A 17,037-nucleotide genomic window follows, 5' to 3' on the forward strand; every position below is an offset into this window, starting at 1 on the left:
ATATAAATAAATTGAATATGTTGTATTAACATTATTCTGTTTTTAAGTTAGGGTTAGGTTTTTTATTATCTTAAATTTCCAAAAGGAATATTGCTTGTTTTAGGGATTTTTTATATACATCCCAATGAAACTTACCTGTATTATCAACAAAAATCGTCCCTCCCATATTTTGCACAGATATAAAATTCTTAAAACTAGATGATTTATTTACATAGGCAAGGACATTTCCATTCTTTACTATTCTATCGTATCCTTTCTTAAAGGACTCATAATTTGATTGTATTATAGTCAAATCATTAACATCAGAATTATGCTTCGTAAACATGGCTTCATAGCAAATATATGAATTTATATATAACCCCCTGAACTTATATTGTTCAATCATCTTTTCCGATGGAACAGAAAAAAATGGGGAATCCCAATCACTTTTACTATAAAAAAGCCCGGGAACTTCCCATAAAGGGACAAGTTTATTTTTAGCTTTAATACGCATACTACCATTCATAATGTATAGACTTAGATTATAATTATATTTTTTGTCATCAACAAAGCCATAATTATTCAGAATATATAGTTTGCCATCATTTTTTCCTTTTATTTCATCAAGAAGCTCACGAGTAAAAGCTGTTCTGCTACCTTCTTTAAAACCAATAGCTGGCGATTCTGAAAAAATAACGATATCAGCATTGTTATATTTAAAAATCTCGTTTCTTAGTTCAACTATTTCTTCATGTTTTGATAAAAACATCCCCGTCTGCACAACCAAGACTTTAATACCCAGTTTTTCATATTCAATCAAGCCCCATCTAATAAAAAACATCAGCAACATAATTATAATTAAAAGCATGGATTTTCTTAGCGGCAATAAAAAAAAGAATGGAAGAGCATATATTATAATGATATTTATGATGTTTTTATTAAATCGAGGAAGAATCTTGTAAAGCTCATCGAATTGATAGAAAATCATCAATGGGTGAGATGGCATAATAAGGTCAAAGCTCCAAAAAGAAAAAAAAAGGGGAGGAAAAAACGACGAAAGAAGCACATAACCAGCACCTTTTTCACGAAAATAAATAGCTAGCACAACTTGCATATTTATTATTAGGGATAAAGCAAAAGGAGCCAGCATATAACTTGTTTTAATAACCCCCCAGGAACCTTTACCAAAAACAAAGATAAAAAAAATGATATTAAAAATGATAAGATATAACACAATTACGAACAATCTTTTTTTCATTGCACACTTAAGTAAAAGAATAAGAGACAATGTTGGAATGAACGCTTCTATCATGTTTTTTTATGACTCACCCCCCATAAAAAATCGTGAATTTATTTTCTTTTGTAATCTATAAACATATTTATCTTTTTATATCTTCTAATATTATCTTATTCATCTTGCCATTCAAGTCAACATATCATGACTGGTAATGCAGCCCCTCAATATTGATAATTTCAGTTCATTAACCCTTGAAATAAATAATTAATATATGCACTTGAAAGACACATATCATATTTCAAACATATTAAAAGGATTTTATGTTAATAACTCTACCCCGGTAAACCTGGCAGTCAGTGAAGTAACATCGTGCAATTATATGAAATAATTACCTGCAACAAGTACATATTGGCGCAACAATATTAACTCATAAACCTACGCATAATGTGAAGTAGAAAATATTTTTGGATTATACGCGAAGTGCTCGTCATGTTAACATATGACGAGCACTTTGATTTTTGTACAGCAATATGCTTTCGCTTTTTATTATGATTCCCACCTAAAAATTGGCATAGTGGCAAGCTTTGCTGGATATCCGTTAACTGAGCCATAGATATCTAAATCAATAATAGTAAGGGACATGTTTCGTTTTAATACTTTGTTAAACTGAGCAATAGTAGTATCGGGTACGTATGAAGCAGAGCCCATTATACGAACTCCTGATGCATACCCTGAACTTATGGCCTTTTCACATTCAGGATTATTATTCCAGGTAAACGAAATTCGACTTTCATCAATATTTACACAGGCTGAAGGAGCAACATTTGGAATCCAGGAAGATGCTCCCCCTCCGGCAAATGAATAGAAGCTAATTGTCATAATCGCAAAACCAATGAATTTTCCTATAAGTTTCATATATGCAACCTCGTTTATGTATATGACAGCAAGATCTGCTGAATATCTGTTTTTACGCTGATGGTTCTAATATACTAAAATATATTAATAATCAATCAAATAAGTGCCCCTGGCAGCTAATTATCTGCGCAATTAGACGGATTTTTGTTTTAGCTCTCCTCAAATAGCACCGTTACGCAACCCCTTATTGCATGACTAACGTATAAAAAATAAAGTTTGGTACATTATTTCTCAGGTAATCACCCCAATATATACTGAATCATGGCTACCGCACTCATTTCAACTTTAAATGAGTAGGTAATTACGACTAAAATCATTTTCAATGAGAGGCATATGATTACCCTTGAATCAAAAATACCCGTTGCATATATTCAACATGACTTCCACACAAAAAAAAAGACGCAAAACGATAAATTTCAGACAATAAAAGATAAATTACTCATAATGGTATTGCTCTGCCGTCGCAAAGAAGATTGATGAGAAGAACATAGTGTTCCTGGGATAGGTAACCACTCCAGTCTACAGTGATAACACATAACGATAACTTGCAGATCAGCATTGATATAATGTGTTTAAAAGCCCGCGGTATATCCTCTGAAGTTATTCATTCCCCAGCAGACGATCAACACGTTTAATATTATTTTAACCTGAGCCAGTCCCTGTAAAAACGTCCTATGCTTATCAGAGTAACCGATGCGCTGTTAAATAAGGTAATTGTCGCATCAATCAAGCCATTTTGTCGCTACTATGAAATAGAGCGAAGGCGATTCAGAAAAAAATTCTGGCATACTTTACGTGTAGGCATAACAGTGATCTCATTGAATTTGTCGAAGAATCAGTAGATCACATCACGCTATGCCTTTCTCATTTTTCTGGGGTTTCCTCAGTCCCAAGGAGTTCCCTCTCCGGAGTCACTGAGTGCGAAGGTTGAGGATGCTGTCTAAAGCTGTAGTCAATGTGTTCAGGGTATCCTATAAGGTGGTTGAAATGGTTTTTCCGGCGTTTAGTTTGGCTTCGTGGCTTCCATCGATACGGTCTGTTTCCTTAATTGCTGAAGCTCTGTGGCCTTTTCAGAAAGTTCCGCTAAAAGCCTCCCATCATCAGCTTTAAGACGCTCAACTTCAGAATTCAGAAGTTCCTTCTCCCCTTCTTGTTTTGTCATTTTTTAGTGGTCAACTAAAACTGGCCACCATGTTAGAGTTTTTCCAGTATCGGTATTCCGATTCGTTTGGGGGTAACCCACCGTTATATTCATGCGGTCTGAGCGCACTGTAATACCCAACGATATAGTTCGTTATGGCGTGGGCTGCATCGCTGAATTTTATGTAACCCGTCACCGGTACCCATTCATTCTTCAGGCTCCTGAAGAAGCGCTCCATCGCGCTGTTATCCCGGCGGTTTCCACGTCGACTCATACTCTGTTTGATTCGGTTCCGTCACAGTAACTGCCTGAACTGTCTGCTTGTGTTATGGCTCCCCTGGACGCTATGGAACATCACTCCAACGGGCTTACCGCGCGTTTCCCATGCCATTTCCAGCGCCTTCATGGTGCGTCTGCTGTCCGGCGAGAACGACATTGCCCAGCCCACTGCTTTTCTTGCGAATAAGTCGAGAACAACGGCGAGGTACGCCCGGCGCTTACCTGTCCAGATACCGGTCACATCACCGCACCCCACCTGGTCTGGCTCTGTCACTGCGAACTGCCGCTCAGGGTGTTTCGGGATTGCGACGTGCTCATAGCCACCACGTTTATACCGATGAGCCGGCTGCTGACAACTGACCAGCCCCGGTTCTTTCATTAGCCTGCCAGCAAGCCAGCGCCCCATCTTTTTGGTGTTTTTCCCTGTCGCTCATCACGCAACTGCTTCATCTATCGCGTCAATGTGGAAAGGCCGGTATCCATAGCACTGGCTGCATCTGCAACGGTGTAGTTCTGGTCAAGGACCAGTTGAGCGGATTCGCGTTTAAATTCTGCGCTGAAATTTCTTCTTTTCACTGGAGCACCTGTAATGTTCTGAGGTGAGCATATCACCTCTGTTCAGGTGGCCAAATTCAGTGCGCCACTACAACTTGGGAAGAGTTTGAAATGGTGCCGATAACAGGAGTCGAACCTACGACCGTCGTATTACCAATTATAAGTCAAACCATTACACCATCAACACAGCGCTCACACACCTCACTACCTAAAAACATGTAAAGCTTTATCAGCCGTTGCGCAGCAGTATGCGTCTCGACTTTGTCCCACATTTGTATTAAGAATTACATAGCAAAAGAGAAGATAAACAATAATATTTATAGATCTTAAAACAAAAAACAATTAATCCACACAACCAATCCAAATAACGCAGACAATATAAAACATCACCAAATACAATTAATTGATGTGCTTGATATCACACAATAAATTAAAAAAACATAAATACATAATTAAAACTCAAAACAACAACCATTTCATACATTACAAAAAGAATAAAAATACTTAATATTCAATAAAAATACATTAATAATTAGCACATTAGCCTAATAAGTAATTTTTGAGACAACGATCACATTAATTAAAAATTTAAACGGCTATACATAAAATGTCTACATTGAATATGTGACACTGATAATATCAATGGATTGATATTATTAATGGATATAAACTATGTAAGGATTTATTATGAACATTCAACCGAACATACATTCCGGAATCACCACACAGAATAATCAACAACATCATCACGCAGAACAAGTGCCTGTCTCTAGCTCAATACCGCGATCAGATTTACCTCCAAATTGCGAAGCTGGATTTGTTGTGCATATTCCAGAGGATATACAGCAACATGTACCGGAATGTGGTGAAACAACGGCTCTATTAAGCTTGATAAAAGATGAAGGCCTGCTCTCAGGACTAGATAAATATCTTGCTCCTCACCTTGAAGAAGGCTCCCTTGGGAAAAAAGCATTGGATACGTTTGGTTTATTCAATGTTACTCAAATGGCATTAGAGATACCCAGTTCCGTTCCAGGCATATCTGGTAAATATGGTGTTCAGATGAACATTGTAAAACCAGACATACATCCAACAACCGGGAACTATTTTTTACAGCTATTTCCTCTGCATGACGAAATAGGTTTTAACTTCAAAGATCTTCCTGGCCCATTAAAAAATGCATTAACCAACAGCAGTATATCGGCTACTGCATCGACTGTAGCCCCCACACCAAACGACCCAATGCCATGGTTTGGATTAACTGCTCAAGTGGTTCGTAATCATGGTGTAGAACTTCCTATAGTCAAAACCGAAAATGGATGGAAGCTTGTAGGGGAAACACCTCTTACTCCAGATGGCCCCAAAGCCAATTATACGGAAGAATGGGTTATCAGGCCGGGAGAAGCAGATTTTAAATATGGAACATCGCCATTACAGGCAACTCTTGGACTGGAGTTTGGTGCGCATTTTAAGTGGGATTTAGATAATCCTAATACCAAATATGCCATCCTTACCAATGCTGCCGCAAATGCTATTGGTGCTGCTGGAGGGTTTGCGGTATCCAAAGTCCCCGGCATAGATCCAATGCTGTCCCCTCATGTCGGTGCAATGCTTGGGCAAGCAGCGGGGCATGCCGTACAATGTAATACCCCCGGATTAAAGCCAGACACTATTTTATGGTGGGCAGGCGCGACATTTGGAGCTGCTGATTTAAATAAAGCCGAATTTGATAAAGTGCGGTTCACTGACTACCCTCGTATATGGTTCCATGCACGGGAAGGAGCTTTATTCCCAAATAAGCAAGACATTGCCCGTGTAACAGGCGCAGACATAAAAGCTATGGAAGAAGGCGTACCCGTTGGACATCAACATCCAAAACCGGAGGATGTGGTCATCGATATCGAAGGTGGCAATTCACCACATCATAATCCATCAAATTATGTTGACACCTTTGAAATAATCCAAGAAACAAGGGTCTAAGTTTTAACTTATTCATTTAAAAATAATAGCTGAAATGGATGGCAGCTATTCTTGCCAAGAACAACTAAGGGTATTTATTATCATCTTAAATATTTAATTTAAACAAGTTACCTCTGCTATTGCAAGACCACGACACACTATAGTCTGTTTATCTCCCATACATGCACAACATTAATATTCAAAATAGTAAAACAAGTAAAAACCAGACTTATTGTTATGATTTCACAATACAAATAACACAAGTCCGCAGTATAATATGAAACCATATCATTATGGACTCATAATCTAGCATAAAAAGCAAACCAATAAAACTCTGTAATTAATTCTAAATAAGGAGGTTGTAATGTTTAGTATAAAAGGATACCTACCAATAAGTGCAAGCGTATCAGTTCCTGCAGAAAACCATAGCAATACTTTAGGTATTCTTGGCAAAAGGACAATAGAAACAACACCAGAAAAAAAAGGACTACTCGTATTTTTAGGTGAAAAATCCGTAGGACAACAAACGCTAAACATTATAGGGCAAAATATTTGCAGAGCTATAACCGGAAAACCATTATATGATTTATTATTTTTGAAAAAAGATACAAGAGATGATTTTCAAGAAAAGAAAATGGAGTATATTTACCCTGACATAAATAAAGAACATTTAAAATCCAGCGATCAGGATGTTGCTGTAACTGCAGCAGCGCACATTGTAATAACTGAGATGAATGTTTTATTACCCGAAAATCTAACACCGGGTGATTATCGGAAAATATATATACCTGGAATAGGTTTATCTGGACTACCTGTTCTTCAGTGCGGTGATGAAATGTTATCACCTTCAAATATAGTAAATAGACTTCATGAAAATAACCTCCATAAAATAAAAGACATCAGATTAACATCCTGTCATTCAGCGGACATTTATGCAAACAAGGATTTCTCTCCTGAAGAGATTAAAAAGGCTTTAACTCCTAACTCTGGATGGTTAGCTCGGGCATTATTTGGTGAACAGTGCTCATTAGCAACAAAAGTATACAAAGAATTTGAATGTCGTGGCATTGACGTCTCTGTATCTGGCTATAATGGTAAAGGTGTTTTTTATGTTCGAGAACATGGTAAACCGACAACACATTTACGCTCCACAACAGTACCAGCAACACCAGATCACACTGTAAGAAGAAGTGATTTCAGAGTTTCCTTGGGAAGGACACAACCAACAGATATTGACTAACTAAAGCCTTATAAGCGTTTTTTAGAAATGACTTTTCTCAGAAACGTTGGTCAAAAGATTACAGAATACGATAAGAACCGTGAGTGTCTCATTCAGACTATCGGTTCTGTTTCATCAAATGCAACAAACGAATCAGAACCATCCGCATGGCGGGTGGTTCTCTATTTTCCGCTTGGACTGACCCCGCCCCGGTAGACGATCCTGCCCTATATGATAGGTTGATCATAGTTTCAATTCCACATACCTGAAAAGCGATTTATCCTGTATTTTTGCATTAATGCTAATATTATTTTACCCATTAACTCTTTTACCTCTCTGCTTATTAACGGGATTCATGATGATGTTACAGGCTTGCTAAACTGCTATTCTGGCAATCGATAGCCAGAATAGCAGTTTAGCAATGCGTACCTATCACAAAAAATCGTTCTGTTATAACTACTAGTGAACATTTTTTCATCAAAGTGAAAACCGACAAAAATGAGCCAGACTGATACTCCTGAAGTTTATGATGTACGTTGATGAAATTCACTTACACATACAGTTACACGCAAAGAAGCTTGATTTAAATAAAGGGATTTTTTAACGTAACTGCTTGATTTAGATGGTGCCGATAATAGGAGTCGAACCTACGACCTTCGCATTACGAATGCGCTGCTCTACCAACTGAGCTATATCGGCCCTGAAAGGACGTATCCACGAACGTGAACACGGGGTAGAAGGTTAAAACTAACCGGGCGATGCGTCAATGGCCTTGTGATTCAAACGGCTACTTTTGCATCACCCGGTTTCAATTACGCACGAATGGTATCATCACCGATGCCGATCCACTTATAGGTGGTCAGCGCTTCCAGCCCCATCGGGCCGCGGGCGTGAAGTTTTTGCGTGCTCACCGCCACTTCCGCGCCTAGGCCAAACTGCCCGCCGTCGGTAAAACGCGTCGAGGCGTTGACGTAAACGGCTGAAGAATCCACTTCGTTCACAAAGCGGCTGGCGTTGTGAATCGTGCGCGTCAGGATCGCGTCAGAGTGCTGGGTGCCATGCTCACGGATATGCGCGATAGCATCGTCAATATCCTGAACAATCACCACGTTCAGATCCAGCGACAGAAATTCATTATCCAGCTCTTCTGGCTGTAGCGGCACGCGTTTAGCTGGTCCCTGCAATATCGGCATCGCAACGTCATCCGCGTGCAGCGTCACGCCGCACCCGGCCATCTTTTCGCTGAGCGCCGGCAGGAAACGCCCTGCGATCTCCTGATGCACCAGCAGCGTTTCTACGGTATTACAGGTGCTCGGACGCTGGGTTTTGGCGTTAACGATGATGTTAAGCGCAGGGGCAATCTCAGCGCTGTCATCGACAAAAATATGACAAACGCCAATCCCGCCGGTAATCACCGGGATGGTCGACTGTTCGCGGCACAGCTTGTGCAGCCCGGCGCCGCCGCGCGGGATCAGCATGTCGATATATTTATCCATCCGCAGCATCTCGTTCACCAGCGCGCGGTCCGGACTTTCGATGGCCTGTACGGCAGCTTCAGGCAAGCCACAGGCTGTTAACGCCTGCTGAATCACGCGCACGGTTGCCGCATTGGTGCGACAGGTCTCTTTACCCCCGCGCAGAATCGCCGCATTGCCGGTTTTCAGGCACAAAGAGGCGACGTCTACGGTCACGTTAGGGCGCGCTTCGTAAATCACGCCGATTACGCCCAGCGGTACGCGACGACGCTCCAGACGCAGCCCGCTATCCAGCAGGCCGCCATCCATCACCTGACCGACCGGATCCGCCAGATGGCAAACCTGACGCACATCATCGGCAATCGCCTTCAGACGCGCAGACGTCAGCGCCAGGCGATCGAGCATCGCATCGCTCAGACCATTCTCACGCGCGTCGGCCACGTCCTGCGCGTTGGCGCGAAGGATAGTATCCGTTTGCGCTTCCAGTTCGTCGGCGATTTTTTCCAGCACGCGATTCTTTTCACGGCTGGAGAGCAGCGCCAGCTTGTACGACGCGGCTTTGGCAGCCTTGCCCATTTGTTCCAGCATTGTCTGCTCCTTAACGGGTAATCATGTCATCACGATGAACGGCAACCGGACCGTATTCGTAGCCCAGAATCGCGTCAATCTGTTGCGAGTGGTGTCCGGCAATGCGGCGCAGCGCGTCGCTGTTGTAGCGGCTCACGCCGTGGGCGATGTCGCGCCCTTCCAGATTGCAGATACGGATCACTTCACCACGCGAGAAGTTGCCTGTCACGCTTTTAATGCCTTTCGGCAGTAATGAGCTGCCGCGCTGCAAAATGGCGGCGGTCGCCCCTTCGTCGACGGTAATCTCCCCGGCAGGCGGCGCGCCGAAAATCCAGCGCTTGCGGTTCTCCAGCGGAGACGCCTGTGCGTGGAAACGCGTTCCTACGGAAATACCGTCCATCACGTCGCCAATCACCCCCGGCCGGCTGCCGGCGGCGATAATGGTGTCGATCCCGGCGCGACAGGCGACATCGGCGGCCTGCAGCTTGGTGCCCATCCCGCCCGTTCCCAGCCCGGAAACGCTGTCGCCAGCGATGGAGCGCAACGCATCGTCAATGCCGTAGACGTCCTGAATCAGCTCCGCCTGCGGATTGGTGCGCGGATCGGCGGTAAACAGCCCCTGCTGATCGGTCAGCAGCAGCAGCTTGTCAGCCCCTGCCAGAATCGCCGCCAGCGCGGAAAGGTTGTCGTTATCGCCAACCTTAATCTCCGCCGTCGCCACCGCGTCGTTCTCGTTAATAACCGGCACGATGTTGTTATCCAGCAGCGCACGCAGCGTATCGCGCGCGTTAAGGAAGCGTTCACGGTCCTCCATGTCCGCGCGGGTGAGCAGCATCTGCCCGACGTGAATACCGTAAATGGAAAACAGCTGTTCCCACAGTTGAATCAAACGGCTCTGCCCTACCGCTGCCAGCAGTTGCTTAGTGGCGATGGTAGCCGGCAGCTCCGGATAACCAAGATGCTCGCGTCCGGCGGCGATCGCGCCAGAAGTGACGATAACAATACGATGTCCGGCGGCGTGGAGCTGCGCGCACTGACGAACAAGTTCTACGATGTGGGCACGGTTCAGGCGGCGCGATCCGCCCGTTAGCACACTGGTGCCGAGTTTTACCACCAGCGTCTGGCTGTCACTCATGATTCTCTGCCGTTCAAAATAGGGAAAATGATATCAAACGAACGTTTTAGCAGGACTGGCTCCGGTTGCCAACCGGCAGCATACAAAGCATCGGTTTTTGTTGCGCAGGATCAGCAAGCGTAGCGGCAGATTTTGACGTTTTTATGACGGTAATAAAAAAACATTCTTTTTTAAAAACATTCTTACTTTGTCATAAAACCTTCATTACCGGACGATAAAAACCATCCTGTTTTTCGCGGGACACTCCCGACAAATATTAGCGCGTAAGATAAATCAGGACTGAAAATGAAAAAGAGCACTCTGGCATTAGTGGTGATGGGAATGGCTGCATCGGCATCCGTGCAGGCAGCAGAAGTGTATAACAAGAACGGTAATAAACTGGATGTGTATGGCAAAGTGAAGGCGATGCACTATTTCAGCGATGACAACGCCAAAGACGGCGACCAGACCTATGTCCGTTTCGGCTTCAAAGGCGAAACGCAGATTAACGACCAGTTGACCGGCTACGGTCGCTGGGAAGCCGAATTCGCGGGCAATAAACCAGAAAGCGAAAGCGGCCAGAAAACGCGTCTGGCGTTCGCCGGGCTTAAGTTTGGCGAGTATGGCTCATTTGATTATGGCCGCAACCTCGGCGCGCTGTATGACGTCGCCGCATGGACCGATATGTTCCCGGAGTTCGGCGGCGACGGCATGGCGCAGACCGACAACTTTATGACCAAGCGCGCCAGCGGTCTGGCGACGTACCGTAACACCGACTTCTTCGGCCTGGTTGATGGTCTTAATCTGACGCTGCAATATCAGGGTAAAAACGAAAACCGCGACGTGAAGAAACAGAACGGCGATGGCTTCGGCACCTCCCTGAGCTACGACTTCGGCGGCAGCGACTTCGCCATTATCGGCGCCTACGCCAATTTCGATCGCACCAACGAGCAGAACCTGCAGGCGCGGGGCCAGGGGCAAAATGCGGAAGGCTGGGCGACCGGTCTGAAATATGACGCCAACAATGTGTATCTGGCGACTATCTATTCAGAAACCCGCAATATGGCGCCGATTTCCGGCGGATTTGCCAATAAAGCGCAAAACTTCGAGGCCGTCGCGCAATATCAGTTCGACTTTGGTCTGCGTCCGTCGGTGGGCTATGTGCAGTCGAAAGGCAAAGATATTGAAGGGATCGGTGATGAGGATATCGTGAAATATATCGATGTCGGCATGACGTACTATTTCAACAAAAACATGTCCGCATTCGTGGATTATAAAATCAACCAGATTGATGACGATAATCAGCTGGGCGTCAGCAGCGACGATATCGTGGCGCTGGGTATGACCTATCAGTTCTGACAGCCACCCGCCAGCGAAAAAATGCCGGATACGTTATCCGGCATTTTACTTTATGCGCTTAATTTCACCGGCTCGTCGGTAAAATCGTCGGCCGGTTCCAGAGAAAGTTCGAGAGAATTTAACAATTCACGCAGCTTCTCGTGAAATTCGCGCAGCGTATGCTCCAGTCGTTCGACCACTTCGGCGTCTTTAATCGGCACCGCCGTCCAGTCGCCTGCTTTGTCAAACAGACCAAATTTATAGCTGTAAGTGAAGCGATTTTCCTGCGCTTCCAGTTCCATCCACCAGCCCCAGAATTCGCGCAGCTCAGGCGCAGGCTTCACGTTGACGCAAACTGCCAGGCAATCGAAAAAGAATCGATTATCTTCGCACTTGCCTTCGCGGATGTAAGGGCCCAGCGCGGTAAACTTCTTAATCAACCTGCTTCTCGGGTGCCCACACGGTAACGTCATTGCGATCTCCTGTTATGAAGCAACTGTTTTACCAAAACAGTAGAAATTAGCAAATTATTAACACAATCTCTTTTCGATCCAGTGGGTGATTTCCTGTAACGCTTTGTCAAAATTGCGATACACCGGATTGAAAGGAATCTCCAGCAGTTTGCCGTCGGCAGAGGAAGAGGTGATTAAACGTGACTCCTCCTCCGGACTGAACGGATCGTTCTTCCAGAAGCCCGACAGCATTGGCGTCGGGCAACGTCTGCCGAGCAGCCCCTGGACCTTCAGCGAGTAGCGATTAAGCTCGACGCACAGCGCTTCATCAGAGGCGTCGTGCATTCCCAGACGGCTCGCCAGAACGTCAAGATACATTTCCGGTACGGCGCGCTGGCGCTGCGCATCGCTTAGCAGCGCATGGACAACCGGCCCAAGACAGGCCACCGCCTTCAGGCGCGGCGACTCCAGGTAGGCCAGGCGCACCGCGACGTTGGCGCCGAAACGAAAACCAAACGCCGCCACGCGGGTGTGATCGACCCACGGCACGTCAGGCAGGGCTTTCAGCACGTGCTGATGCAGCAGGCTGGAGTCCTGGGTGAGCTTCCATTTTGAGGAGAAGCCCACCGACGGCATATCCAGCGTCAGCATGGCGATGCCGCGCGGGGCAAAGTAGCGTTCGTACAGGGTATAATAGTCGGTTTGCAGCGCGTCGAGGCCGCCGCACATCAGCACCGTCGGGAAGGGGCCGTCGCCTTTTGGCATATGTAAAAAGCCGCTGACGGGCGCGCCGCCTGGCACCGTAAACGTCATTTCACGCAGCGCGCCGGGCAGCCGCTGCGCGGCTTCCTCATAGGCGCGGTTAGCCAGCGCCTGCGCCTGCTCCGCCAGCTCGTCCCCCTTCAGGTGCGGATAGGCGGCAATGTTGTATAACGTGGAGGCATGGAGCCAGTAGCGGCCACTGCGCCCGGCGTCCTCCTCCTGACCGGCTTTCTGCTGCCACTCCATCGCCTGCTTCGACCACTCATAAATCCAGTTACCGCCACGGTAGCCGACCACCGTATCGTACAGATCGTCATCGGTGCGTTCGGCCTGGCTCATGACGATGCGCGCCTGTACGTCGAGAATCTCACGCGGGTCAACGCCGCGCCAGATCCACATCAGGCGGTTAATCATGCGATACCAGTGCGGTACGTTTTTACCATCGAGGGTGGATTGTACAGGCGGCTGCGTCCCGGCGTTGAAGCGACGAACCAGGGTAGAGGTTTCGGGATGTTTAAAGCGGGGTTTGAACAGGGTTTCGCTGAGGTTAGCCTGTGTCATGGGTGCAGCCTCCATAAATGCTTACTGAGGCTTATTGTAACCTGTCAGGGCGTAAAGAGAACAACGCCCGGCAGTGCCGGGCGTTGAAATCTGCGCAGATTAGCGACCGGAAATAGGCGGAACGAAGACCACGCCCATGTCCCACGGCTGCTCAATCCAGGTATCCTGCGGAATATCAATCACATAATCATCCACCAGCGGACGGCCAGCCGGCTTTGCAAAAATGGTGACAAAGTGGGCTTTTGGATACATTTCACGGATAGCTACCGCGGTGCCGCCGGTATCCACCAAATCGTCGATGACGATGAACCCTTCACCGTCGCCTTCAGCGCGCTTAAGAACTTTCAGCTCGCGCTGGTTATCGTGATCGTAGCTGGAAATGCAAACGGTATCGACATGACGAATGCCCAGTTCACGCGCCAGCAATGCGCCCGGCACCAGACCACCACGGCTGACGGCAATAATGCCTTTCCATTGTTCTGAAGGCATCAGGCGGCTTGCCAGCTTGCGTGCGTGAATCTGCAACATGTCCCAGGTGACGACGTATTTTTCGCTCATGTGAAGTGTCCCAGCCTGTTTATCTACGGCTTAAAAAGTTGTTCGGGGGGGGAAAATGGTTGCGCGAGATTATAGAGATCTGACGCAGCAAAAACCAGTGTTTCGCGGCATCCGTCCCTCTTTTTACGTGCTTTATGCTACCCGCCGACAAAGAAAGTGGTATTCTCAAGCGCATTGCGCAAGCCTGACTTGTGGTAATGATTAACCTGCTAACCCTGTGTCCTGCAAGCCTGTTTTTGCAGCGCACCGATGAGGAGACTCAACGTGTCTGAACTGTCTCAATTATCACCACAGCCGCTGTGGGATATTTTTGCCAAAATCTGCTCCATTCCGCATCCGTCCTATCACGAAGAACAGCTCGCTGAATATATTGTCGGCTGGGCGAAAGAGAAAGGTTTCCACGTCGAGCGCGACCAGGTGGGTAATATCCTGATTCGCAAACCCGCCACTGCCGGTATGGAAGACCGCAAGCCGGTCGTTTTGCAGGCGCACCTCGACATGGTGCCGCAGAAAAACAACGACACCGTGCACGATTTCACCAAAGATCCTATCCAGCCGTATATCGACGGCGAATGGGTGAAGGCGCGCGGCACCACCCTGGGGGCGGATAACGGCATCGGCATGGCCTCCGCGCTGGCAGTGCTGACGGACGACAGCGTTGTTCACGGCCCGCTGGAAGTGCTGCTGACCATGACCGAAGAGGCGGGTATGGACGGCGCGTTCGGTTTGCAGGCCAACTGGCTGCAGGCCGACATTCTGATCAACACCGACTCTGAAGAAGAGGGTGAGATCTATATGGGCTGCGCGGGCGGCATCGACTTTACCTCTAACCTGAAGCTTGCGCGCGAAGCCGTTCCTGCGGGCTTCCAGAGCTTTAAGCTGACGCTGAAAGGGCTGAAAGGCGGCCACTCCGGCGGTGAAATTCACGTCGGCCTCGGCAACGCCAACAAGCTGCTGGTGCGTTTCCTCGCCGGACATGCTGAAGAACTGGATCTGCGCCTGGTCGATTTCAACGGCGGTACGCTGCGAAACGCGATCCCGCGTGAAGCCTTTGCCACCGTTGCGGTTGCGGCGGATAAGGTCGATACCCTGAAAGCGCGGGTCAGTGCGTATCAGGATATCCTGAAAAACGAACTGGCGGAAAAAGAGAAGAATCTGGCGCTGCTGCTCGACGCGGCGGTGAACGATAAAGCCGCGCTGACCGCCCAGTCCCGCGACAGCTTTATTCGTCTGCTCAACGCCACGCCAAACGGCGTCATCCGTAATTCCGACGTGGCGAAAGGCGTAGTGGAAACCTCGCTGAACGTAGGCGTGGTCACGATGACCGACGACAACGTGGAGATTCACTGCCTGATCCGCTCGCTGATCGACAGCGGTAAAGACTACGTGGTCAGTATGCTCGACTCGCTCGGCAAGCTGGCGGGCGCGAAAACCGAAGCGAAAGGCGGCTATCCTGGCTGGCAGCCGGACGCCAGCTCACCGGTGATGCATCTGGTGCGTGAAACCTACCAGCGTTTGTTCAACAAAACGCCGAATATCCAGATTATCCACGCCGGGCTGGAGTGCGGTCTGTTCAAAAAACCGTATCCGGAGATGGATATGGTTTCCATCGGGCCAACCATTACCGGTCCGCACTCCCCGGATGAGCAGGTTCATATCGAGAGCGTCGCCCACTACTGGACGCTGCTGACCGAACTGCTGAAGGCAATTCCGGCGAAGTAATCTCAACCATGCCGGATGGCGGCGTAACGCCTTATCCGGCCTGCCTGTAAGCGCGGGCCGGATAAGCGCAGTTCACAGCGTATCCGGCCCTGTTTATAACCCCAGCAGCAGTTGCCGCTCCAGTTGCGGATCGAGCAGGGTGACGTGCAATCCCACCAGCCGCACGCCGCGCCCACCCCGCCTTTCATCCCAGGTTTTCCGCGCGGTAGCAATCAGATCCGCTTTATTCAGCTGCGGCCAGACGTGTTCCTGAGTGGTCTGCTGGAAGTCGTTGAATTTTAACTTCACCCCCTGACGGGCGATCAGTAAATCAGGTTTCACCTTTGCCAGCCTGCGCTCCAGCTCCGGGTAGAGACGCTCAATAATCGCTTCACACTCCGGCCAGTGATGAATATCTTCCGCCATCGTCCGCTCGACGCCGACGGATTTGCGCAGCCGCTCGCTGTTGACGTCGCGCTCGTCAATGCCCTGGCTGCGCTCCCGGATAATCCGGCCAAACTTGCCGAAGCGCTTGAGCAACAGCGCCAGATCGCACTGCTGTACATCGCCGCAGGTGCGCAGGCCCATCTCCTCTAACTTTGCGGCTGAAACCTTCCCTACGCCGGGAATTTTCGCCAGCGGCAGCGTCCGCAGGAAGTCGGACACATCTTCCGGGGTAATCACATATTGTCCGTTCGGCTTGTTGAGATCGGAGGCGATCTTCGCCAGAAACTTGACCGGCGCGACGCCAGCGGAAGCGGTCAGTTGCAACTCGTTGAAGATAGTCTGGCGTATCTCTCTGGCGATAAGCGTGGCGGAGCCGTGACAGTGGGTGCTGTCGGTGACGTCCAGATAGGCTTCATCCAGCGACAGGGGTTCGATGCGCGAGGTATAGCGAGAGAAAATTTCGCGAATATGTTCTGAAGCCTCTTTATAGGCATCGAAGCGTCCGGGTAATAAGGTGAGATGCGGGCACAATTTCAGCGCCATCCCGGTGGGCATTGCGCTGCGCACGCCAAACTTCCGCGCAGGATAGTTCGCCGTGCTGATCACCCCACGGCGCTCGCGGCTGCCGCCGATGGCGATGGGAATATCGCGCAGGGCCGGATTATCACGCATCTCTACCGCCGCGAAAAAACAGTCCATATCGACATGTATGATTTTGCGCATCACTCACCTCCCGCCATACTGTTTAAGTATACAGTATATAAATCGAATGAGAAGT

13 protein-coding genes, 1 tRNA gene and 1 pseudogene are annotated in these 17,037 nt (G+C 47.8%); 4 read left to right on the top strand and 11 right to left on the bottom strand.

Features of this window, described 5'->3' with window-relative positions; genetic code table 11:
- Nucleotides 1-70: 70 nt before the first annotated feature.
- From K7R23_RS24840 to K7R23_RS24855, 4 genes and pseudogenes are all read right to left on the bottom strand, one after another.
- Nucleotides 71-1,291: a hypothetical protein gene (locus K7R23_RS24840; RefSeq protein ID WP_012904702.1), complete on the bottom strand. Its 1,221-nt coding sequence runs from the start codon at nt 1,289-1,291 to the stop codon at nt 71-73.
- Nucleotides 1,292-1,762: 471 nt separating this feature from the next.
- On the bottom strand, nt 1,763-2,131 hold the full coding sequence (locus K7R23_RS24845; RefSeq protein WP_012904701.1) for a hypothetical protein: 369 nt from the start codon (nt 2,129-2,131) through the stop codon (nt 1,763-1,765).
- A gap of 1,003 nt (nt 2,132-3,134) precedes the next feature.
- On the bottom strand, nt 3,135-3,293 hold the full coding sequence (locus K7R23_RS24850; protein ID WP_160291593.1) for a hypothetical protein: 159 nt from the start codon (nt 3,291-3,293) through the stop codon (nt 3,135-3,137).
- 10 nt (nt 3,294-3,303) lie between these two features.
- Nucleotides 3,304-4,127, bottom strand: a pseudogene (locus tag K7R23_RS24855) (IS3 family transposase).
- A 666-nt stretch (nt 4,128-4,793) separates the two neighbouring features.
- On the opposite strand from K7R23_RS24855, the gene K7R23_RS24860 reads away from it, so the two are divergent.
- Together K7R23_RS24860 and K7R23_RS24865 are read left to right on the top strand one after the other, a co-directional pair.
- The gene (locus K7R23_RS24860) at nt 4,794-6,086 is read left to right on the top strand and encodes a hypothetical protein (protein WP_012904700.1); all 1,293 of its coding nucleotides are present in this window, start codon (nt 4,794-4,796) and stop codon (nt 6,084-6,086) included.
- 343 nt (nt 6,087-6,429) lie between these two features.
- A complete protein-coding gene (locus tag K7R23_RS24865) occupies nt 6,430-7,305 on the top strand; it encodes a hypothetical protein (protein WP_012904699.1) in 876 nt (291 codons plus the stop codon).
- Between the two features lie 602 nt (nt 7,306-7,907).
- Here the strand turns inward: K7R23_RS24865 and K7R23_RS24870 are convergent.
- The 3 genes from K7R23_RS24870 to proB all read right to left on the bottom strand — a co-directional run bounded on the left by K7R23_RS24870 (nt 7,908) and on the right by proB (nt 10,461).
- Nucleotides 7,908-7,983: transfer RNA gene (locus K7R23_RS24870), tRNA-Thr, on the bottom strand.
- Between the two features lie 113 nt (nt 7,984-8,096).
- The gene (gene proA, locus K7R23_RS24875) at nt 8,097-9,347 is read right to left on the bottom strand and encodes a glutamate-5-semialdehyde dehydrogenase (protein ID WP_012904698.1); all 1,251 of its coding nucleotides are present in this window, start codon (nt 9,345-9,347) and stop codon (nt 8,097-8,099) included.
- A gap of 10 nt (nt 9,348-9,357) precedes the next feature.
- Nucleotides 9,358-10,461, bottom strand: a complete 1,104-nt coding sequence (gene proB / locus K7R23_RS24880) for a glutamate 5-kinase (RefSeq protein ID WP_012904697.1) — start codon at nt 10,459-10,461, stop codon at nt 9,358-9,360.
- Nucleotides 10,462-10,746: 285 nt separating this feature from the next.
- Here proB and phoE point away from each other — a divergent pair, with 285 nt between their 5' ends.
- Nucleotides 10,747-11,799, top strand: coding sequence for a phosphoporin PhoE (gene phoE, locus K7R23_RS24885; RefSeq protein ID WP_012904696.1), 1,053 nt, complete (start codon nt 10,747-10,749; stop codon nt 11,797-11,799).
- A 50-nt stretch (nt 11,800-11,849) separates the two neighbouring features.
- Here the strand turns inward: phoE and crl are convergent, their stop codons facing one another.
- From crl to gpt, 3 genes are all read right to left on the bottom strand, one after another.
- Nucleotides 11,850-12,251 carry a sigma factor-binding protein Crl gene (gene crl, locus K7R23_RS24890; protein WP_012904695.1) on the bottom strand — a complete coding sequence of 134 codons (402 nt, stop codon included), beginning with the start codon at nt 12,249-12,251 and terminating at the stop codon, nt 11,850-11,852.
- A 57-nt stretch (nt 12,252-12,308) separates the two neighbouring features.
- Nucleotides 12,309-13,553, bottom strand: a complete 1,245-nt coding sequence (gene frsA / locus K7R23_RS24895) for an esterase FrsA (RefSeq protein WP_012904694.1) — start codon at nt 13,551-13,553, stop codon at nt 12,309-12,311.
- A 99-nt stretch (nt 13,554-13,652) separates the two neighbouring features.
- Entirely contained in the window at nt 13,653-14,111 is a 459-nt protein-coding gene (gpt, locus tag K7R23_RS24900) for a xanthine phosphoribosyltransferase (protein WP_006685917.1), read from the bottom strand.
- Nucleotides 14,112-14,375: 264 nt separating this feature from the next.
- On the opposite strand from gpt, the gene pepD reads away from it, so the two are divergent.
- Nucleotides 14,376-15,833 (top strand): cytosol nonspecific dipeptidase, encoded by a 1,458-nt coding sequence (pepD, locus tag K7R23_RS24905; RefSeq protein WP_012904693.1) that lies wholly within the window; start codon nt 14,376-14,378, stop codon nt 15,831-15,833.
- Between the two features lie 93 nt (nt 15,834-15,926).
- Here pepD and dinB read toward each other — a convergent pair whose 3' ends face one another.
- Nucleotides 15,927-16,982: a DNA polymerase IV gene (gene dinB / locus K7R23_RS24910; RefSeq protein ID WP_012904692.1), complete on the bottom strand. Its 1,056-nt coding sequence runs from the start codon at nt 16,980-16,982 to the stop codon at nt 15,927-15,929.
- Nucleotides 16,983-17,037 lie beyond the last annotated feature (55 nt).

Origin of the sequence: Citrobacter rodentium NBRC 105723 = DSM 16636, from assembly GCF_021278985.1 — a bacterium.
GTDB lineage: Bacteria > Pseudomonadota > Gammaproteobacteria > Enterobacterales > Enterobacteriaceae > Citrobacter_A > Citrobacter_A rodentium.